This is a genomic window from Intrasporangium mesophilum (assembly GCF_054783095.1).
Genome location: NZ_BAAGRF010000058.1, coordinates 123,313 through 141,809 on the forward strand (window position 1 = coordinate 123,313; position 18,497 = coordinate 141,809).

Sequence of the window (18,497 nt, forward strand, 5' to 3'; positions counted from 1 at the left end):
GAGAACCACCATGAAGAACCTCGTTCGCTCCCGCAAGAGCAACCTCGTGCATCACGCCTCGTGCGCCAACGCGAAAGACGGCGTGCGGTGGACCTGGGCGGATGGCCGGCCTGCCGCGCACGTCCTGCGCGTGATCGCCATCGCCCGGCTCAAGCCGTGCTACATCTGCCGCCCGTTCGGTCGTGAAGACCTCCCGCCGGTGATGCTCACGGCGGTGGCATGATGGCGAACCCCTCCAAGGCCAAGGGCACCCAGGGCGAGACCGCCTGCGTGCGGTGGTTCCAAGACCACGGCGGCTTCCCGATGGCCGACCGGCAGCCGCTCCGTGGCAACCGTGACACCGGCGACATCGCGCTGTGCCCTGGCATCGTCGTCGAGGTCAAGGCCTACCGGCTCGCGACCGGCTACCCGACCGCCGGGCAGCTTGAGACCTGGCTCGATCAGTGCGCGGTCGAGAAGGCCAACGCGGGCGCTGCCTACTGCCCGCTCATCGTCAAGCGGCCTGGCACGACCGACGTGTCCCGGTGGTTCGCGTTCCTGCCGCTGGGCGACTTCGCCATGCTGACCGGCGCCCTGACGCCGCTCGAGGCCGACGACCAGGCCGTCCAGCTCACGGTCGCGGCGCTGGCGCTCGTGTTCCGCGCCGCCGGCTACGGCACGCCCCTGAATGAGGTCTACGCCGACCTGGCCTGGGTGAGGTCCGCATGACCGCCCTGCCGCTGCCGTACATCGCGGCCATCGTCGACACCCAATGCGCGCTGGGCACCCGCGTGGCCGCCGGCACGGAGCTGCCGATGGTCACCCTGCACGGGCCGAACATGCCCCTGCTCGTGGCGCTGGGTGAGGCTACCGGCGTGGGCGTCCGTGAGGTGCGCCGGGCGTACTCCAAGAGCCCTTGCTCGACGCACTGCGACACCCCGCATGTCCACATCTCGTCGCTGTCCGGGCGCTGGCAGGTCACCGGCGCTCGGGCGACGATCCTGCTGCGCAACGTGCTGCCCCACCTGCACTTCCGCCGCGAGGAGGCCCAGGCCCTCTACGAGCTGGGACGCCAGGCGCCAAGCAAGGGTGCCACCGCCGACAAGATGCGCCAGCTCGGCTGGAAGGTGGCCGCGTGACCGCCCACATCGACGAGATGGCCGAGTTGCGCGAGCAGCTCGCCGAGTGGCAGTCGACCGCCCGCGACGCCGCTTGGAACAAGATGCTCCTTGCCGCCCGCACCCGCGCCCTGGGTCGCGTCATCCGCGAGAAGGACCACCTCAAGGCCGTGGTCGCCAAGGGCGCCGTCTACATCCGCGCCGGGCGCGAGGTCTACAAGCTGGCCGCCCAGGGCGACTGGCCCGTGCGCCCGTCCGACATCATCACCACCGCCGAGGAGTGCGACCATGAATGACTGTGCCCGCGGATGCCTGCTCGTTGGGGTCCACGTCCCGCTCGAGGATCACCCTGACGGCGACGCTCACACTGTCTCGGAGTGCGCGGGCTGTGCGCCCAAGCCTGCCGAGGTGGGCGGCTACTGCCAGCGGTGTGCGTTCGGCCTGCGCGACGCCATCGCCGCGCTGCCTGACCTCATCGCGACCCTCTACGCCATGCCGGCTGGGCGGCTGGCGCCCGCCGACCGCAAGTCCGGCGACGTCGGGCGACGCTCGACGGTCGTGGACCCGCCCTCACCCTCACCCGCCCACGACGCCGCCGACGAGGCTGCCCGCTGGATCGGCGCCTGGGCGCTGGTGGTCGCTGACGAGCGCGGCGAGTGGGGCCCGTTCCTGTACCGGCGTGACGGCATCCCCGCCCTGCACGCGGAGCGAGAGGCTCGCTACCTCACGAACCACCTGGCGCACGTCTGCGCGGCCCCGTACGCCGACGACGTGTACGACGAGGCCCGCCAGCTCCGTCACCGGCTCACACGGGCGACGGGCGCCGACTCTGGCGACCGCCGGCTGCCGACCCGCTGCCCCGAGTGCAACCAAAAGACCCTGGTTCGCCCCAACGGCACCGAGCACATCGAGTGCCGCAACCGTGGATGCGTCTCACGGGAGGCGGCATGAGCTGGCAGCCCGAGCGGCGGCTCGTGACGATCGCCGAGGCTGCCAAGTCCGTCGACCGCCCCGAGTCCACCGTCCGGCGCTGGCTCGCCGAGGGGCGGCTCAAGTCGAATTTCACCTACGACGGGGCGCCGCTCGTGCTCGAGTCGCACGCGCTGCGCGTCGACGCCGAGGACCGGCGCCGGGGCGGGCGTCCCAAGATTCAAGACGGCTAGGCCTTGTTTGACATACCCGAGCGGCACTATGATACGCTCCCGCCATTCGGCGGAGTCATGCAACGATGACCCGTCCGCGAGGCCCCGGCACTTGTAAAGCGCCTGGGGCCTCGCCCATTTGACCCCCTGCCAAGCCTCTCACTGACGCTCAAATGGCAGGGGCTCCAACTTCCCCCCTGGCACCGACCGGCGCAACCTGGCCGCCCTGAGCGGCATACGCGGTGCGAGTGGCTGGGTGGGGAGTCAGCTCCCCGGCTCCTGAGGCAAGTCAGGTCCGGGGTGCTCTCCTCGGCAGCTCGGCCCGTTGCGGTACGTAGAGCTGCCGACGCCCTGCGCAGAGCGCGGGCAACCCCCTCGGCAGGGCGCCCCGGCGCGCCTCCTTCCCGCTCCGTGCGGGCGCCCTGCCGGGTCCAGCCAAAGTCGATGGAGACCGTCATGGACCTGTCCGAGGCCCTCGAGCTGACCAACCGCGCCGGCTACACCGACGGGCGCTGTTACGTCGCCCGCCTGGTCGCCTCCGACGCGTTGAGCGAGCAGCAACGCTCCGACGTGCTGGCCGTCATGGACGACCCGCACCGGGTCAGCCACGCCAACCTCGCCCGTGCCCTGACGATGATGACGGGCGCCAAGATCATGCAGGATGCGCTGGGCAAGCACCGGCGCCATGTCTGCGCCTGCGCGGGCTGACCCATGGACCTCGAGCAGGCCCTCGCCGCGACTGCGCCCATCGACCCCCCCGCCCGGCGGGCCGCCGCTTCGCACTCGAGCGGCTTCTCCTACGAGTGGGATGGCGCCCAGGGCGTCATTCAGACCGGGCCACTGCCCGAGCGCCCCAAGACGTGGGACGCGTTCATCCTCGACGCCGGCATCGACCCCGAGCAGGTCGAGGTGGTCGAGCCCGTGCAGGTGCGCGGCTGGGACATGCCCACCGCCGAGGGCGTCGTCCGCGCCCACTACTACCGGCTGACCGTCCGGCGCCGCACCCTCAAGCTGGAGCTGGACGACCTCGTCAAGGCCGCCAAGCGCCGGCCCCGCAAAGCTAGCTCCGCGCCGTCTCCCGAGACTGGCGCGGCTTTTCTCGTCGCCCTGGGCGACCTGCAGCTCGGCAAGATGGACGGCGACGGCGTCGAGGGCACCGTGGCGCGATTCCTCGACAAGACCGCTGCGGCTGTCGAGCGTTACCGACGCGTCGCCAAGGGCGCCCCGATCTACCTGGTGCATCTGGGCGACTGCATCGAGGGCTTCATGTCCCAGGGCGGGGCAAACACGTTCCGCACGACCCTGACCACCACCGAGCAGGTCCGCCTCTACCGGCGGCTGTTGCTCGAGCAGGTCAAGGCCTTCTCCTCCGTGGCGCCCCGCCTCGTCGTGTGCGGCGTGCCCGGCAACCATGACGAGGCCCACCGCCCACTGCAGACCTACGGCGACTCCTGGGCCATCGACGCCGTCTCGGCTGTCCGTGACGCCCTCGAGCTGGCGGGCACCTACGAGCACGTCACCATGCACGCGCCCGCCCGCGACGAGCTGACCCTCACCCTCGACGTCGCCGGGACCATCGTCGGCATGGCCCACGGCCACCAGTTCGGTCGGGGCGTCGAGGGCTGGAAGCAATGGTGGAAGGGTCAGCAGATGGGCCGCCAGCCCGTGGGCGACGCCGACATTCTGCTCGCCGGCCACTACCACCACCTACGTATCGAGCGCGAGTCCCGCACGTTCGTGCAGGTGCCCGCCCTTGAGTCCGAGTCGACCTGGTTCCGCCACACCAAGGGCGGGCTGTCCGAGCCGGGCATCGTCACGATGCTCGTGGGCGGCGGGCGCTGGCACTCACTGGAAGTCCTCTAGGCAAGGTTGCGCCCCAACCTTTACTAGGCGGGCGTGGTGGAGCGGTCACCACGCTGGGTCTCACGACCCAGAGACGCGGTTCGAATCCGACGCCCGTTACCCAAAGGGAGCCCACATCATGATGCTCGAGGCCGGCTATGAGACCGGGGCGTACGTGCGTTTCGACGACATGAACCACAAGGGACGCATCCCCACGCCCGAGGTCATCGAGGACATCCTGCGCCGCCTCGAGCGAACCGCCTTCCGCCTCAACGCCGGCCAATCGCTGGACGAGGCGACCACCCCACTCATGGAAGGGCCCGCGCCCCATGGCTAAGCACGTCTACCACTGGAAGCACGGGTGGATTCCGCTCGACCATGTCGCGGCCCTCTCCAAGGCCAAGGGCAACCACAAGGCCGCCAGCAAGATCCTCGAGGCCGTCCACCAGAAGCACCTCTCCCGCGAGAAGCACATCACCGTGGGCCACCGTGACGGGCGAGTCGCCATCCACGACACCAAGAGCGGCCACATCGCCAGCATCGAGGCTCATCACGCCCGCGAGCTGCACGAGGGCGGCAAGCACATCACGGGCGTCAACAAGGATGGCTCGCTGTCGTTCCGGGGCGAGCCCAGCGGCGGTGGCCTCTCTCGCGTCGACGCCTCGGGCGTCCGCGAGGGCGACGTCATCCATGAGCCGTCCATCATGAGCGGCGGCGTGCGCCGGCTCCGCGTCGACAAGGCCTACTCGCCCAAGAGCGATGGCAGCGTCAACGTCGACGTGACCGACCTGGGCACCGGGCGCACCCACCAGCTCACGCTGCCGAACAAGCCACACAACGTCGAGCGCCACAACGCGCCCGAGCCCAAGGCGCCCGCGCCCAAGACGGCTCGCAAGGCCGCGCCCAAGCCGGCTGACCTGCCCGAGGGCTACTCCGTCCGCCGGGACGTGATCGACCAATACGGCCCCGTGTCGACCTTCTCCGCGTATGGACCGGGAGGCGCCCGCGTCGCCCGCAGCGTCCGCACCGAGGCCGAGGCTCGCCGAGCCGTCGAGAAGCATCACGCCCGCGAGCAGAGCCGTGAGGCTGCCCGTCAGGACATGCTCGCCGCCGTCAAGAGAGAGCGTGAGGCCAAAGAGGCTCAGCTCGCCCAGAACAAGGCCGAGGGCGCCGCTGCCGCAGCCAAGCTCGACGAGGTCGACATCGCCCACCAGGTCGAGACGAACCACATGGTCGAGCGGATGCACAACGCGCCCGGCGCCATGTCGCCGCCCGAGCTGGCGCGCATCGCATCGGCTGACCACGTCTCCGAGCCCAACCGCAAGCGCGCCCAGGACGAGCTGAACCGTCAAGCGTTCCGACGTGTCCAGTCCATGCCAGGGCACGACGACGAGCGCACGCTGCACGCCCGCCTCACCGACGCCCGCCACATGCCCGACGGCCCAATCAAAGTCGCCCTCATCGACGCGCTCGAGCGTACGCTGCAGGCCATGACCCATGGACCCGAGGCCGACGCCCGCCGCCCGAGGCCGCGCGACGCCAAGATGGCGGCCCTGCACGACATCGCCGCCGGGAACGACACGCTCCCCGGTCGCTCACACGCGACAGTCGCCGCCCTTCATGAGGCCGACGCCATCGCGCCCGTGTTCGGGCCAGGCCCGGCCCGATGGAAGCTCACGGAGTACGGGCGCAATCTCGTCGAAGGACGCTGACCCACAACCCAACACACGTACCGCGAGCCCCGGCCCATCGCCGGGGCTCGCGGCATTGAGCCAAGGGGAAAGATGACCGCCCATCGCATCTACCACTGGAAGCACGGGTGGATTCCCCTCGACCACTACGCGGCCCTCAAGAAGGCCAAGGGCAGTGAGAAGGGCGCCCGCCGGGCGCTCGCCAACTCGCACGCGTCCGGCCACGCCCATCACTCGGTTGTCGCCGGCACGCACCACAACGGCACGCACGTGCGGGGCATCCAACCCGTGGCGTCCGAGCACCTCAAGCGCGACAGCCACATCGTCGCGGCCTTCAACCCGCAGAGCCGCAATTTCTCGATCCTCGACCAGCGGGGCAAGCGCATCGGCCTGTCCCACGAGTTCGACGGCAACGGCCTGGCGACGACCATCCCCGAGCACCTGGGCGAGCACCTCAACGCCCGCGGCTACACGATCGACAGCGTCAAGCACTTCCCCGACGGGCACCGGCTCCTTGCCCGCAAGGAGGACGGCTCGCTCAAGCTGTTCCGGGCGGACGGCACCGACAAGAACATGATCGACCCGCCCGAGGCCCCGCCCGCGCCCAAGCACCAGGCGCCCCGCGCGGCAGCCGCGACGCCGGGCGCGCCCGGCGAGTACGGCGGGCACATCGAGTCGCACGAGGTTCTCCTGCGCCGCGCGGGCGACGGGAGCTATCGCGACTACGCCGTCATCCGCCAACTGAACCCCAGCGGCATCCGCGGCAGCACCGACGTCGTCAACTACAAGCTGGGCGAGCACATCCGCGACAACAACCTGCGCGTCATCGACTACCGAGCCAAGGTGCTGACCACCGTCGACCGTCAGGGCGTCATCCGCAAGTTCAAAGCCGACGGGTCGAACATCGACAAGCCGGTCATGGGGCGCGTCGCCAAGTTCACCCGCAAGGACATCGGCGATTGGGTCCACACCGAGCCGCAACACGCCATCGTGCCCGACGGGTCGGTGGGCGGCGCCATCTCGGCGGCCAAGGTCAAACGGGCGTACGTCAAGGGCAACAAGCGCGTGCTCATCGAGTCCACCATGACCGAGGAGCAGGCCAAGGCATTCATGGCCGACGTGGACCGCGCATTCGTTCTGACCCACGCCGAGACTGGCCACCTCGACCTGACCATCCGCGTACCCTCGGGCGACCGCCACCTGCGCAACGCCTACGGCTACGTGTGGAAGGGCGACAACACCCGCGTCCATATCAGCCCCAAGGTCGCCGACGGCACGGAGAAGCCGAACGTCTACGGGCTGAACGCCACCTACAAGATGCCTGCGCTCGCCCAGCAGGGCATGACCCAGGCGCTCTACACGCTCGTGCATGAGCTGGGGCACGTCGTCGACAACGACCACACCCACACGTTCCACGGCGCCGGCAGCGGCATGTCCCGTCACGGCGACACGACGGACGCCCACAAGTTCCACAACTCGCAGAAGAAGGAAGGCCTGTCCAGATACGGGCAGTCCAAGGTCGCCGAGGGGTACGCTGAGGCCTACGCACAGCGAAGGCTGGGCACCGCCGCCAACTCGGCGGCCGAGGAGTACGCAAGGAGGTACGGCTGGCGATGATGCTCGATCCTGCAGAAAACGATTGGTCCCTCGAGGACGACGCCGAGGTGTGGCACAGCGCCAAGGCCGGCATCCCCGAGGCCATCGCCGAGGCCCAGAAGCGAGGCCTTCTTGAGCCTGCGCCTGCCGATGGCCTGGGCTGACAAGCGACGCACCCCCAGCGACTACCTACACCCCAAGAAGCAAGCACGCATCCTGGCCGCACATGGAGGCATCTGCCACCTGTGCGGCCATGGTCGTGCCGAGCAGGTGGACCATGTCATCCCATGGTCGGAGTGGACACATCCCACCCTGTCAGTGCATGACGCATCCAATCTGCGACCAGCACACGGCCAGCCCTGCCCTACGTGTGAGGTGCAGTGCCATGAGGACAAGAGCAAGGCAGAGGCCGCTCGAGGCAGGGCACGAGGCCATGAGCGCCGGCAGGCAGCCGGCAAGCGGCCCGTCGAGCGGCATCCCGGCGCACTCTGAGCCCATGGGGTGGGGGGAGCTCCCCCACCCGGCCAGGGGGACGCGCGAAGCGGGGTAGCAACTCACCATGCGTGCGACCTCGGCTCTCGTTTTTTCGAACGCGCGTTCGGGGCCGCGTCGGTGTGGATGGCGCCGTTGGAGCGCGCGAAACCGCAGAGGTCGCACACCTCGACGACGCCGTGCCACTCCCCAGACGGCCTCGACGCGTGAGGCCGTGCCGCTTCCTCAAGGTCGCCAGGCCGAGGCCTAATGGTCACGGCTACAGCACCCGCTGGACCAGCTCGGCGTCGAGCCACTGCTGCACGAGCACCTTGTCACCCTCGACGAAGTAGGTCACGAGCAACAACCGCTTGCCATCCTCGGCGTCGCGCCATGCCATGACGAGGCCCGGATGCACTGCCAGTCGACCGTCAGCGTCCGCGACCCAGCAGTGCCGGGTCGACGGCGGCGTCGGCGGTATCGGATGGTCCTGGCGCTTGCCGCCGGTTCCCCCGGCCATCAGCCCTCGACCTCCCGCCAGTCCGTGACGAACGTGCGGCGCGTGACAAGCCGGATGTTGTCTGGCGCGAGTTCCCGCGCCAGACGCTCGGCCATGTCCGCAGCTCGCCGATGGGCCGTGCGGCCATTGAACGAGTGATGCACCGAGCCGTCATGGAACATCACGCCCCACTCGGGGCGGCCCTCGCGTAGTTCGTCAGTCATCGTCGTCCTCTCCATTGGCTCGCAGCTCGCGGCGCAGCCGCTCGACCTCGGCCCACTGGATACGCCGGAACCCCGACCCCGGCAGATGCACGACGCCTCGGATGACGCCACTGTCGCACCAATTCCGAATCGTGTTCTCGTGCACGCCGAGCACCCTGGCGGCCGTCCTCACGTTCACAAACTCCATAGCACCACCCTCGCACCCTGGCGGTGCGTTTCCCACCCGCCCAGGAGGCGTCAGCATGTCCAAAAACACCCCCGAGGGGCTCGGCAAGGCCGGCCTCGCCGTGTGGCACTCGATCGCTGGCAGGTATGAGCTGCGAGCGGACGAGAAGCACCGGCTCGAGTCGGCCTGCAAGACCGCGGACATGATTGACGCCCTCGAGCGCGGCTGGATCGCAGCCGGCAGCCCGCACATCACCAAGGGCAGCATGGGCCAGGAGGTCATTCACCCGGCCATCGGCGAGATGCGCGCCCAGCGCGCGGCCCTCGAGCGGATGCTCGCCGCTCTCAAGCTCCCCGACGAGGCCCCAGCCGCCGAGGACAACGTGTCGAGCGCAGCTCGCGCGGCCGCCGCCTCGCGCTGGACCCGTGGCGCGTAGCCTCGCGGCGCGCGCAAGCACCGAGGACCGCGACGAGCTCGACGCCATCGAGGCCTTCTACCGGCGCAAGCTGACGGGCCCGGCCGCCGAGGAGCGGCTCGATTGGGAGCCGGTCAAGATCGGCCCGACCTGGCAGCGCGACGGCGCCGGCTGGCTCCTGCCCGAGCGCACGCTCGGCTGGGGGATGCTCGCTTGGTGCGGCCTCATGCTGCAGGCCGGTCGCGATGACCCGTGGGTTTTCACCGACGAGCAGGCGCGGTTTCTGCTCTGGTGGTATGCCGTCGACGAGGCGGGCCGGTTCCTGTTCCGCGACGGCGTGCTGCAGCGGCTCAAGGGCTGGGGTAAAGACCCGATCGGCGGCTGTCTGGGCCTCTTCGAGCTGGTGGGGCCCTGCACCGTCGGCGACATGATCGCCGGGCAGCCCGTCGGCCAGCCGCACGACGACCCGTGGATTCAGATTGCCGCCGTGTCGCTCGAGCAGACCAAGAACACGATGCGCCTACTGCCGAACCTGGTCACCAAGCGCGCACGCGACGACCACAACCTGCTCATCGGCAAGGAGTCCGCCTACGCGGGCAACCGCTTCCTGCAGGCGGTCACATCCTCGCCGGCCACCCTGCAGGGCGCGCGTGCCACATTCGTGCTCCTCAACGAGACGCACGAGTGGGTCAGCTCCAATGGCGGCCACGATATGGCCTACGTGCTGTCCAACAACGCGACCAAGTCCAAGGGCGGCGCCGCGCGAACCCTGCGCATTACCAACGCCTTTGAGCCTGGGCTCGAGTCGGTCGCCGAGAGGGACCGCGACGCCTGGCAGGACGTGCAGACCGGACGCTCGGTCGACACCGGCCTGCTCTACGACTCGCTCGAGGCAGCTCCCGAGGCGCCGCTGACGCTCGAGGCCGCCCCGGCGGTCATCCGCTCGGTGCGCGGCGACTCGACCTGGCTCGACGTCGACCGCATCGTGCAGTCAATCGCCGACACCCGCAACGCGGCGAGCCAGTCACGGCGCTTCTGGTACAACCAAATTGTCGCCGCCGAGGACGCCTGGGCTGACCCCAACCAGGTCAAGGCCGCCTCGACCGAGGACGACCTCGCCGCTGGCGACACCGTCGTGATGTTCGGCGACGGTTCCAAGTCCGATGACGCGACCGGCCTTGTGGCAGTGCGTATTTCGGACGGCCTGGCCAAGGTGCTGCACGTCCAGCAGCCCAAGAAGGACCAGATTGTCGACCGCTTTGCGCTCGACCGGGCCGTGACCGACGCGTTCGCCACCTACCGCGTGGTCGCGTTTTGGTTCGACCCGTCGCACGCCAAGGACGACGACGCCGAGGGTGACAGCCGCTTCTGGTGGCCGCTGTGCGACGAGTGGATGGCCCGATTCGGCCGCCGGCTCAAGCTGTGGCCAGTGCTGACCGGCAAGACCCGTCACGCGGTCGCCTTCGACCTGTCCCGGCACGACCACCAAGGGCTGTTCGTGCCGGCGGTCGAGCAGTGCCTCTCGGACATCGAGGGCGGCCTCGTCGCCTACCACCGTTCCGACTGGCTCGCCGAGCACGTCATCAACGCACGGCGCAACCCGAACACCAAATGGGGCGTGACGATCCGCAAGGAGCATCGCGAGTCCCCCCGAAAGATCGACCTGGCGGTGTGCCTCGTCGGCGCGCGGATGCTGCGCCGCATGTACCTGCTGTCCAACAAGAAGGGCGCGCCCGGCAAGGGCCGCGTCATCGTGCTCGACTGACCGAGAGGAGCGTGGCATGGCCGGTTCCGTCGACTGGACGCCATCGTTCTCCCCCACGAGCATCCCGACGCTGCCGTCGCTGACCCTGACCGAGGACGAGAAGCGCACCATCGGCTGGCTGCAGTCCCGCGGACAGGGAATCGACCGTTTCGAGATGGAGCTCGCCAACGCCTACTTCATGGGCGAGCAACTCATCGACAACCTCGAGATTGCCATCCCGAAAGACCTGGCCGCCAAGCTGCGCACCCTCGTGGGCTGGGCGCGCATCGCCGTCGACCCGTACGTCGAGCGCCTGGCCGTCGAGGGCTTCCGGCTCCCCGGCGACACCGACGTCAACCGCGACCTCGCAGAGCTGTGGTCCGGCAACGGCCTCGACGCCGAGGCGCCGCTCGCGTTCACCGATGCGCTCGCGCTGCGCCGCGCGTACTGGATGGTCGGCGCCGGCGAGGCCGGCGGGCCACCCAAGATCACCGTGGAGTCCCCGCTCAACGTCGCGGTCATGTGGGACGTGACTGGCCGGCGCGCCGAGGCGTGCATCCACCACTACATGCACGGGTCCGAGGACCGCGCGTCGCTCATGCTGCCCAACCGGACCATCGACATTGCGCGCGACCATAACGGGCAGTGGGTCAAGACCGGCGAGGACAAGCACGGATTCGGCTACGTGCCCATGGTGCGGATGGCGAACAACCCGCGCACCTACAACCGCGACGGCTTCTCGGAGATTACCCCCGAGCTGCGCTCGATCATCGACGGCGCCTGCCGGACCCTCCTGGGCCTCGAGGTGGCCCGCGAGCTGTACTCCGTGCCGCAGAAGCTCCTGCTCGGCGCGACCGAGTCCGACTTCCAGACCCCCAGCGGCCAGGTCCGCCGGGCCTGGGATACGTACATCAACCACATTCTCGCGCTCGAGCGGGACGACGAGGGCAACCTCCCCGAGGTTCGCCAGCTCACCGCCTACGACCCGTCGACCTTCACCAAGCTCATCGAGATGTACGCCTCGCAGGCCGCCGGCATCCTGTCGGCGGTCCCGCAAGACCTCGGCCTCTACACCCAGGGCAACCCGGTGTCAGCCGAGGCCTACGAGGCGACGGAGACCCGCCGCAACCGCCGCGCCATGCTCAAGCAAGCGCAATTTGGCGTCGCCATCACCGAGGCAATGAAGCTCGCCATCCGCTTCCAGAACAACGGCGAGCTGCCGGACAAGTACGGGCGGCTCGCGATCGACTGGCAGTCGGTCCACACGATGGCGCCGCTCAACCCCGACGCTGTCGGCAAGATGGTCGCCGCCCAGGTGCTCCCGGCCCGCTCGGACGTGACCCTCAAGCGCCTGGGCATCACGCCCGAGGAGCGGGTCGAGCTCGAGAAGGACTTTGACAAGGCCGCCGGGCAGCAAAACCTGGCCGCCATCCGTCAGGGCCTCGCCGACACCGCGCAGCAGGCCGCCAACGGGCCCCAGAAGACCCCTGGCGGGGCCGTAGGCGCGCCAAATGCCAGCGTCGCTGGCTGAGGACCACCAGGCCGAGCAGGAGGCCCTCACGGGCCACATGGCGCCGCAGCTCGCGGCTGCCTGGCACCTGCTCGACCTGTCCAACCTCAACGCCACGCTGCCGCAATTCCGTGAGGCCGTCCAAGCCATCGTCGACTACTACGGTCGAGCCTCGGCGGCGGCGGCGCTCGAGTATTTCCGCAACGCGCGCCGCGCTGCCGGCGTCGGTGGCCGAGCGGACATCCCAGCCGCCGGGCCGGTCAAGCCGCAGCTCATCGACCAGCTCGTCGACGAGGTAGTGGCACCGCTGCGCGGGCCCCATCCGAACGAGCAGGACTCGCAGGATGTGCTCGACTCAGCGGCGCAGCAGCTCGTCTGGGACTACGGACGGCGCCAACTCATCGGCGGCGTCGCCATCGACGACCAGGCACGGGGCTGGGCCCGCGTCCCGAACGCGGACGCGTGCTCGTTCTGCCTCATGCTCGCGCTCCGCGCAGCCGGCGGCGACCTCTACAAGTCCAAGCGGTCAGCCTCCTTCCCGGCGCACCGGCGCCGCGCCAACGGCTCCGGTGGCGACTGCAAGTGCAGCGTCGAGCCCGTCTTTGGCGTCTACGAGCCCACGGCTCGGGTCCGCGAGGCCCAGGCCTTGTGGAAGTCCTCAACCAAGGGCCTCGGCGGCAACGACGCGCGCAACGCGTTCCGCCGGGCTGTCGAGGGTCGCACCGACCCCGCGGCCAAGTAACCCCCACGACCGATTCCGCCCGCCTTCTCGGGCCCAGGGCCGGTCCTCACATTCCCCCCGGCCTGACGCCGAGGCAACCCCCCAACCCCTGCACCAGGAGTGCTCTGCCATGTCTGATTTCCCGCCTGAGCTCTTCGACGACACGGATGCGACTACTCCCGCAGCCGAGCTCGAGGACGAGGCTGCCGCACCCAAGCCGTACGAGCGAAAGTCCCTGGCGGACCTGCTCTCTGGGCTCGACGACGATGCCCGCAACACGGTCATGGGTGAGGTCTCCAAGGCCCGCAACGAGGCCGCGAGGTATCGCACCGCGCTGCGCGAGGCAGAGCCGCAGATTGCCGACTACAACCGCCTCGTCGAGGCGTCCAAGTCCGACCTTGAGCGCGCCCAGGAGGCCGCCGAGGCACAGCGCGCACGGGCCGAGGCTCTCCTGAGCCGCTCCGTGCAGTCCGAGGTCAAGGCAATGGCCGCAGTCGGATTCGCTGACCCCGAGGACGCCATCGCGTTCCTCGACGTCAGCAGGTACGCCACGCACAGCGGCGACGTTGACGCAGACGCGATCCGAGGCGACCTGGCCGACCTCCTGGCCCGCAAGCCGCATCTGGGCAAGACGCCCGGCTCACGCATCCCCGCACCCAACCCAGCCCAGGGGGCTTCCGGGTCCGGTGCTCCCAACCAAGACGACGCCGCCTACTTCGCCTTCTTCCCTGACGAAGCTCCTGCGCGTCGCTGAATCGCCTTCTCCCCAAACGAAAGTGAGGCCGGCTAATGGCCGAGTATCTCCCCATCTTCAAGCCTGGGCAGGCCGTGACCCTCAAGGCCTCGGCCTCGGTCACCGCCGGTCAGGTTGTGGCCGCTTCCGGTGCCGGGACGGTCGCTGCGGCGGGTGCCGCGTCGGTGGCTGTCGTCGGCGTGGTCGCCTTCGACGGCTCCACGAACGACAACGTGACGGTCTACGTCGGCGGGGTGCACAACCTCACCGCCTCGGGCACGGTCACCGCTGGCGACCCGGTCATCGCCGGTGCCGCGGGCACGGTTGCGACCTCCGCGACGCCGCCGGCCGGTCAGCAGATTGGCGTCGCGCTGACGACCGCCACGACCGGCAACAAGGTCCGCGTCCTCTGGACCCGCTGACCCCGCCGGGTCACCCCTTCCCCAGCTTCCCCAGGAGATGGCGCGACTCGCCGTCTCCCGCACCCCCGTGAGGTGAACCATCGCTACCTATCCCCCGGTGCCGGCAACCCTGTCGGACCCCAATGTCACCGCTTCCCGGTTCCTGCAGTACCCGCAGTTCGTTGCGCGGCGCCTGCAGACGCTCGGTGACCTGCGCTACGTCGGAACGAAGATTCTGACGGGCCGCCAGGACACCAACGGCGGCGCTGTCGGCTACGAGCTCGTCGAGGGCATCTTCTCCGACGGCACCCCCGAGGTTGTCGCGCCCGGTGCTGAGTACAGCATGACGACCATTTCGGACGGCCCCGCTGGGCTCGCCCGAGTGACCAAGTGGGGCAAGGACACCCTCGTCACCGACGAGGCCATCCGCCGCCGCAACATGGACCCGGTCAACAAGGGCCTGCTCAAGCTCGTCAACTCTGCTGCGCTCGCCATCGACACGTCGGTTCTGTCCGTCGTTGCCGCTGCGGTCACGCAGACGCGCGCCGCCAAGGCCAAGTGGGATGGCTCGGGCACGACCCCGTTCATCCTGCAGGACATCATGCGGGCCAAGGCCGACATCCGAGGCAACAACCTCGGCTACGAGCCGAACGCCCTGCTCGTCGACGACTCGACGTGGGCCTACCTCGCGTCCGACGCGACGATCGCTGCGGCGATGGCTCGCGAGTCCCAGAGCAACCCGATTTACACGGGTCGGTTCTCGGTCCTAGCTGGCCTGCAGGTCATGCCGGTCCCGGCTGCCAACCTGCCGGGCAACGTCGGCACGAGCGCGTGGGTGGTCGACACCAACCAGCTCGGCTTCATCGCGACCGAGAACCTCGGTGGCGGCTACTTCCCGGCTGGCGACCTGGTCGAGTCCAAGACCATCCGCGCGGACGAGAGCGACTCCTGGCGCCTGCGCGCTCGGGCCAACTTTGTCCCGGTCGTGACCGACCCCAACGCTGGCTTCAAGATCACCGGCGTCGCGTGACCGAGAAGAAGCAGCCCGCACCGAAACGAGTCCTGCGCGTCATCGCGCAGCTCGTTCCGGTTAAGGGCGTCGACGGCAAGGTCTTCTACCTGCAGGCCGGCGACGTCATCACCGACCGTGTGTCGCAGGAGTCCGTCGAGCACCTCGACGGACTCGGCTTCCTCGCGGCGGACTAGGCGACACCCCAGGTACACCCCGAGAAAGCGAGCCATCTGTGAGCACTCCCCTGTCCACGGCCGCCGACCTCGGGGTGTACCTCGGAGTCGACGACATCGACCCCGCCCGAGCCGGCCTGCTCCTGCAGCTCGCGCATGACCGGCTCGAGACAATCGTGTCGCCGCTGCCGGACACCGCCAAGAGCATCGAGCTGGCGGTGGCCGGACGCGCCTACCAGAACGTCTCATCCGCGCAGTCGATGGGCCTGGGCTCGGCCAACATCTCGTTCGGCTCCACGACGGGTGGCGGCGGGCTGTACCTCACCAAGGCCGAGCGTGCCGACCTGCGCCGGCTGGCCGGTCGTACCGGCGCGTTCGTCATCGACCTGCTCCCCGACGACTCGACATGCTGAGCCTGGCATCCTTCTTCATCCACACCGTCACCGTCGAGACCTACGGCGGCGCAGGCGAGTTCGGCGACACGTATGCCGCCCCGGTCGACGTGCTGGGCCTGCTCGACGACAGCGTGAGCCTGAGCCGCACCGCCACCGGCGACGTCGTCTCGTCGAGCGGAACCGCCTTCTACACGCACCTGGCCAACGCGCCACTGTTCCGGCCACAGTCCCGCGTGACCGACCCCTACGGCAACGTCATGCAGGTGCAGGCCGTCAAGCCCCGGCTGGGCCCGTCGATGCTCCGCGCGCTTGAGCACGTCGAGGTGCAGCTCCGGTGAGCATGCGCTGGCGCGACACCATGTCGATCTACCTGCGCGAGGTGCTCGAGAAGACTAAGCGCCTCGACGACGACCTGGCCGTCGGCGCCAAGATCATCCTGGCCGACAGCGACAAGCGAGTCCCCAAGGAGCACGGGCGCCTCGTCGCGTCCGGCGTCGTCAAGCGCGACCGCAGCGGCAACAACGCTGTCGGCATCGTCTACGGCGGCCCCTACGCGCGCTGGGTCCACGAACACGTGCACTTCAAGCACCCGCGCGGCGGGCAAGCCAAGTTCCTCGAGACCGCACTGCTCGAGAAGGGCCGTGAGGCCATCAACGAGGCCGGCAGACACCTCTGGGAGCGACTGTGAGCTTCACCAAAGACCTCCTGCTCGGACTCAAGGCCGAGCTTGTCGCCGCAGGCATCACCGAGCTCATCGTGTTTGGCGACCTGCCCAGCGAGCCGCACCGGGCCATCGGGCTGTCCGCCTACGCGACCGTCGACGATGCCACCGTGGCGCACTCGACGCTGCGCGTGCAGCTCATGGCCCGAGGCGTCCCCAACGACAGCCTCGATGTCCACGAGCTGGCTGACAGCGCATTCCTGGCGCTGCAGACCCTTGAGAACCGCACCTACGGCACCGCTCATCTCGTGCAGTGCCTCCGCGTGTCGTCCGTGCCGCTCGGCATCGACGATGCCAAGCGCTCGGCCCGCTCGGACAACTACGAGGTCGACGTCGACCTGCCGCTCACGGCGGGCCGGCCCTTCTGACAGCCACACCACCCATCCGCCCCTAGCGGGCACCAACCCATAGGCCCCGAGCATCGGGGCCTTTGTCATGCCCCAGGAGGCATTGCGTGACTACTACTGCACTCGCCCGCAAGTTCCGGGTGGACGTGACCGCCGACCTCACCCTCGCTGGCGGCTGGGTCGAGCTGAAGGGCATCTACGCCCTCAAGCCGACCGTCGACGCGAACACCGTCGAGACCGGCGCCTATGACACCGACGGCTGGGACAGCTTCGAGATTACCGGCAACGCCTGGGGCGTCACGGCCTCCGTCTTCCGCCGCACGGTCACCGGCGTCTATGACCCCGGCCAGGAGCTCGCTCGCGCGCGCATCGGCGGGTTCGGCGACGCCGCGCGCGTCGGAATCCGCTTCTACGACAAGAACGGCGGGCCTGAGGCCTACCAGGGCGTCGCCATCGTCAAGTGGGAGCGCGCCAACGACGGCGTGAAGGACGTCGACGCGGCGACCATCACGTTCATGGGTGACGGCGTGCGCAACACCATCACCAACCCCGGCACTGCGGCCACCGCCCCGATGCTCCTGTCGGCCCTGCCCTCCGGTGCTGCCGCTGGCGCCCAGGTCACGATCACTGGCTCTGGCTTCACCGGCACCACCGGCGCGGCTGGCGTCAAGTTCGGCGCGAACAACGCATCGAGCTACGTCATCGTGTCCGACCAGGTCATCGTCGCCATCATGCCGGCTGGCACCGCTGGCCCGGCCAACGTCGTCGTCACGAACGGCGTCGGCGCCTCGACGGCACTCGCGTACACGCGCGCCTGACCGTCCCTCTCAACGTGTCGGGCGCGGCTATGGCTGGGCCGCGCCCGACACCTCACAGCCAACCCAGCCAATCAGCCAAGGAGACAGCCATGTCTGTGTTCAAAATCGTTCTGCTCGCGTGGTTCGCGCTCGGACTGCTCGGCGCTATCTCGTGCATCGGTAAGCCTCGCCCGATCCTCGAGTCCCGCCACGTCATCCGCACGGCCCTCATCCTCGGCGTCGCCTCGACCATGGTGGTGCTCTCGTGAAGAGCTGGGAGGACGTTGCCCCGGAACCGCTCGCGTTCCCGATCAACGGCAAGGTCTACACCGTCCCCGAGCTGCCCTATGACGCCATGCTGACCATCCAGAAGGTCAAGGCCGGCGAGTACACCGTGCTCGAGGAGCTGGCTCCCGAGCAGACCTGGCGCCTCATCATGGGCGACGCCTGGGACGAGATGGTCGACGACAACGTCCCCGCCGAGGCCATCGGTCGGGCTGGGCTCGCCACCCTCGTCTACTTCGAGCAGGGCCGTGAGGCCGCCGAGGTGGTCTGGGAGAACGGCATTGACCCAAAAGCCCTGGCGACGGCGATCCGGTTGCGCACAACGCAGCCCGAGTCGCCGAGGCCGACCAGTACGGACGAGGCGAGCGTGACCCCCTCACCGGCACCTACCAGTGGTACGAGTTCCCGCCCGGCTTCATCCAAGAAGAAGGCCCGGATGGCGGCTACTCCGTCCTGACGCTGTGCGAGCAGTGGCCCCTCGTCGTCGCCGACTTTGCCTCCGAGTACGGAATCCG

30 protein-coding genes are annotated in these 18,497 nt (G+C 69.2%); 27 read left to right on the plus strand and 3 right to left on the minus strand.

What is annotated here, in order from left to right; genetic code table 11:
* The first annotated feature begins 10 nt into the window (after positions 1 to 10).
* The 12 genes from ACYVLP_RS25815 (at position 11) to ACYVLP_RS25870 (ending at position 7,532) form a co-directional block, all read left to right on the plus strand.
* Positions 11 to 223: a hypothetical protein gene (locus tag ACYVLP_RS25815; RefSeq protein ID WP_460630140.1), complete on the plus strand. Its 213-nt coding sequence runs from the start codon at positions 11 to 13 to the stop codon at positions 221 to 223.
* Complete coding sequence (locus tag ACYVLP_RS25820; RefSeq protein WP_460630141.1) at positions 220 to 708, plus strand: hypothetical protein; 489 nt, start codon at positions 220 to 222, stop codon at positions 706 to 708. The genes ACYVLP_RS25815 and ACYVLP_RS25820 overlap by 4 nt, the downstream gene beginning before the upstream one ends.
* Positions 705 to 1,118 carry a hypothetical protein gene (locus ACYVLP_RS25825; protein WP_460630142.1) on the plus strand — a complete coding sequence of 138 codons (414 nt, stop codon included), beginning with the start codon at positions 705 to 707 and terminating at the stop codon, positions 1,116 to 1,118. Before ACYVLP_RS25820 ends, ACYVLP_RS25825 begins: the two co-directional genes overlap by 4 nt.
* A complete protein-coding gene (locus tag ACYVLP_RS25830) occupies positions 1,115 to 1,393 on the plus strand; it encodes a hypothetical protein (protein ID WP_460630143.1) in 279 nt (92 codons plus the stop codon). Before ACYVLP_RS25825 ends, ACYVLP_RS25830 begins: the two co-directional genes overlap by 4 nt.
* Positions 1,386 to 2,048, plus strand: coding sequence for a hypothetical protein (locus tag ACYVLP_RS25835; protein WP_460630144.1), 663 nt, complete (start codon positions 1,386 to 1,388; stop codon positions 2,046 to 2,048). Before ACYVLP_RS25830 ends, ACYVLP_RS25835 begins: the two co-directional genes overlap by 8 nt.
* Positions 2,045 to 2,260: a hypothetical protein gene (locus ACYVLP_RS25840; RefSeq protein WP_460630145.1), complete on the plus strand. Its 216-nt coding sequence runs from the start codon at positions 2,045 to 2,047 to the stop codon at positions 2,258 to 2,260. Before ACYVLP_RS25835 ends, ACYVLP_RS25840 begins: the two co-directional genes overlap by 4 nt.
* Before the next feature lie 435 nt (positions 2,261 to 2,695).
* Positions 2,696 to 2,947: a hypothetical protein gene (locus tag ACYVLP_RS25845; RefSeq protein ID WP_460630146.1), complete on the plus strand. Its 252-nt coding sequence runs from the start codon at positions 2,696 to 2,698 to the stop codon at positions 2,945 to 2,947.
* 3 nt (positions 2,948 to 2,950) lie between these two features.
* Positions 2,951 to 4,102 carry a hypothetical protein gene (locus ACYVLP_RS25850; RefSeq protein WP_460630147.1) on the plus strand — a complete coding sequence of 384 codons (1,152 nt, stop codon included), beginning with the start codon at positions 2,951 to 2,953 and terminating at the stop codon, positions 4,100 to 4,102.
* A gap of 118 nt (positions 4,103 to 4,220) precedes the next feature.
* Positions 4,221 to 4,418: a hypothetical protein gene (locus ACYVLP_RS25855; protein ID WP_460630148.1), complete on the plus strand. Its 198-nt coding sequence runs from the start codon at positions 4,221 to 4,223 to the stop codon at positions 4,416 to 4,418.
* On the plus strand, positions 4,411 to 5,793 hold the full coding sequence (locus ACYVLP_RS25860; RefSeq protein ID WP_460630149.1) for a hypothetical protein: 1,383 nt from the start codon (positions 4,411 to 4,413) through the stop codon (positions 5,791 to 5,793). The genes ACYVLP_RS25855 and ACYVLP_RS25860 overlap by 8 nt, the downstream gene beginning before the upstream one ends.
* 72 nt (positions 5,794 to 5,865) lie before the next feature.
* On the plus strand, positions 5,866 to 7,389 hold the full coding sequence (locus tag ACYVLP_RS25865) for a hypothetical protein (protein WP_460630150.1): 1,524 nt from the start codon (positions 5,866 to 5,868) through the stop codon (positions 7,387 to 7,389).
* A complete protein-coding gene (locus tag ACYVLP_RS25870; protein WP_460630151.1) occupies positions 7,386 to 7,532 on the plus strand; it encodes a hypothetical protein in 147 nt (48 codons plus the stop codon). Before ACYVLP_RS25865 ends, ACYVLP_RS25870 begins: the two co-directional genes overlap by 4 nt.
* A gap of 587 nt (positions 7,533 to 8,119) precedes the next feature.
* Here ACYVLP_RS25870 and ACYVLP_RS25875 read toward each other — a convergent pair.
* Genes ACYVLP_RS25875 through ACYVLP_RS25885 form a run of 3 tightly spaced genes read right to left on the minus strand, consistent with a single transcriptional unit; the run spans position 8,120 to position 8,749 of the window.
* Positions 8,120 to 8,359, minus strand: a complete 240-nt coding sequence (locus ACYVLP_RS25875) for a hypothetical protein (protein WP_460630152.1) — start codon at positions 8,357 to 8,359, stop codon at positions 8,120 to 8,122.
* Positions 8,359 to 8,562 carry a hypothetical protein gene (locus ACYVLP_RS25880; RefSeq protein ID WP_460630153.1) on the minus strand — a complete coding sequence of 68 codons (204 nt, stop codon included), beginning with the start codon at positions 8,560 to 8,562 and terminating at the stop codon, positions 8,359 to 8,361. The genes ACYVLP_RS25875 and ACYVLP_RS25880 overlap by 1 nt, the downstream gene beginning before the upstream one ends.
* A complete protein-coding gene (locus tag ACYVLP_RS25885) occupies positions 8,555 to 8,749 on the minus strand; it encodes a helix-turn-helix domain-containing protein (RefSeq protein ID WP_460630154.1) in 195 nt (64 codons plus the stop codon). The genes ACYVLP_RS25880 and ACYVLP_RS25885 overlap by 8 nt, the downstream gene beginning before the upstream one ends.
* A gap of 55 nt (positions 8,750 to 8,804) precedes the next feature.
* Between ACYVLP_RS25885 and ACYVLP_RS25890 the strand changes: the two genes are divergently transcribed.
* The 15 genes from ACYVLP_RS25890 to ACYVLP_RS25960 all read left to right on the plus strand — a co-directional run bounded on the left by ACYVLP_RS25890 (position 8,805) and on the right by ACYVLP_RS25960 (position 18,439).
* Entirely contained in the window at positions 8,805 to 9,164 is a 360-nt protein-coding gene (locus tag ACYVLP_RS25890; protein ID WP_460630155.1) for a hypothetical protein, read from the plus strand.
* Positions 9,154 to 10,908 (plus strand): terminase, encoded by a 1,755-nt coding sequence (locus tag ACYVLP_RS25895; protein WP_460630156.1) that lies wholly within the window; start codon positions 9,154 to 9,156, stop codon positions 10,906 to 10,908. Before ACYVLP_RS25890 ends, ACYVLP_RS25895 begins: the two co-directional genes overlap by 11 nt.
* 16 nt (positions 10,909 to 10,924) lie before the next feature.
* The gene (locus tag ACYVLP_RS25900) at positions 10,925 to 12,418 is read left to right on the plus strand and encodes a phage portal protein (protein ID WP_460630157.1); all 1,494 of its coding nucleotides are present in this window, start codon (positions 10,925 to 10,927) and stop codon (positions 12,416 to 12,418) included.
* A complete protein-coding gene (locus tag ACYVLP_RS25905; protein ID WP_460630158.1) occupies positions 12,399 to 13,139 on the plus strand; it encodes a VG15 protein in 741 nt (246 codons plus the stop codon). Before ACYVLP_RS25900 ends, ACYVLP_RS25905 begins: the two co-directional genes overlap by 20 nt.
* A gap of 109 nt (positions 13,140 to 13,248) precedes the next feature.
* Complete coding sequence (locus ACYVLP_RS25910) at positions 13,249 to 13,872, plus strand: hypothetical protein (RefSeq protein WP_460630159.1); 624 nt, start codon at positions 13,249 to 13,251, stop codon at positions 13,870 to 13,872.
* Between the two features lie 35 nt (positions 13,873 to 13,907).
* On the plus strand, positions 13,908 to 14,273 hold the full coding sequence (locus tag ACYVLP_RS25915; RefSeq protein ID WP_460630160.1) for a capsid cement protein: 366 nt from the start codon (positions 13,908 to 13,910) through the stop codon (positions 14,271 to 14,273).
* Positions 14,274 to 14,370: 97 nt separating this feature from the next.
* A complete protein-coding gene (locus tag ACYVLP_RS25920) occupies positions 14,371 to 15,282 on the plus strand; it encodes a phage major capsid protein (RefSeq protein WP_460630161.1) in 912 nt (303 codons plus the stop codon).
* Entirely contained in the window at positions 15,279 to 15,458 is a 180-nt protein-coding gene (locus ACYVLP_RS25925) for a hypothetical protein (RefSeq protein WP_460630162.1), read from the plus strand. Before ACYVLP_RS25920 ends, ACYVLP_RS25925 begins: the two co-directional genes overlap by 4 nt.
* Positions 15,459 to 15,496: 38 nt before the next feature.
* Positions 15,497 to 15,850, plus strand: coding sequence for a hypothetical protein (locus ACYVLP_RS25930; protein WP_460630163.1), 354 nt, complete (start codon positions 15,497 to 15,499; stop codon positions 15,848 to 15,850).
* Complete coding sequence (locus ACYVLP_RS25935) at positions 15,844 to 16,170, plus strand: hypothetical protein (protein ID WP_460630164.1); 327 nt, start codon at positions 15,844 to 15,846, stop codon at positions 16,168 to 16,170. Before ACYVLP_RS25930 ends, ACYVLP_RS25935 begins: the two co-directional genes overlap by 7 nt.
* Positions 16,167 to 16,520, plus strand: coding sequence for a hypothetical protein (locus ACYVLP_RS25940; RefSeq protein ID WP_460630165.1), 354 nt, complete (start codon positions 16,167 to 16,169; stop codon positions 16,518 to 16,520). The genes ACYVLP_RS25935 and ACYVLP_RS25940 overlap by 4 nt, the downstream gene beginning before the upstream one ends.
* The gene (locus ACYVLP_RS25945; protein ID WP_460630166.1) at positions 16,517 to 16,921 is read left to right on the plus strand and encodes a phage tail terminator protein; all 405 of its coding nucleotides are present in this window, start codon (positions 16,517 to 16,519) and stop codon (positions 16,919 to 16,921) included. Before ACYVLP_RS25940 ends, ACYVLP_RS25945 begins: the two co-directional genes overlap by 4 nt.
* Positions 16,922 to 17,007: 86 nt before the next feature.
* A complete protein-coding gene (locus tag ACYVLP_RS25950; protein ID WP_460630167.1) occupies positions 17,008 to 17,718 on the plus strand; it encodes a phage tail tube protein in 711 nt (236 codons plus the stop codon).
* An 89-nt stretch (positions 17,719 to 17,807) separates the two neighbouring features.
* Positions 17,808 to 17,966, plus strand: coding sequence for a hypothetical protein (locus ACYVLP_RS25955; RefSeq protein ID WP_460630168.1), 159 nt, complete (start codon positions 17,808 to 17,810; stop codon positions 17,964 to 17,966).
* The gene (locus ACYVLP_RS25960; protein WP_460630169.1) at positions 17,963 to 18,439 is read left to right on the plus strand and encodes a DUF7426 family protein; all 477 of its coding nucleotides are present in this window, start codon (positions 17,963 to 17,965) and stop codon (positions 18,437 to 18,439) included. The genes ACYVLP_RS25955 and ACYVLP_RS25960 overlap by 4 nt, the downstream gene beginning before the upstream one ends.
* The last annotated feature ends 58 nt before the right edge of the window (positions 18,440 to 18,497 follow it).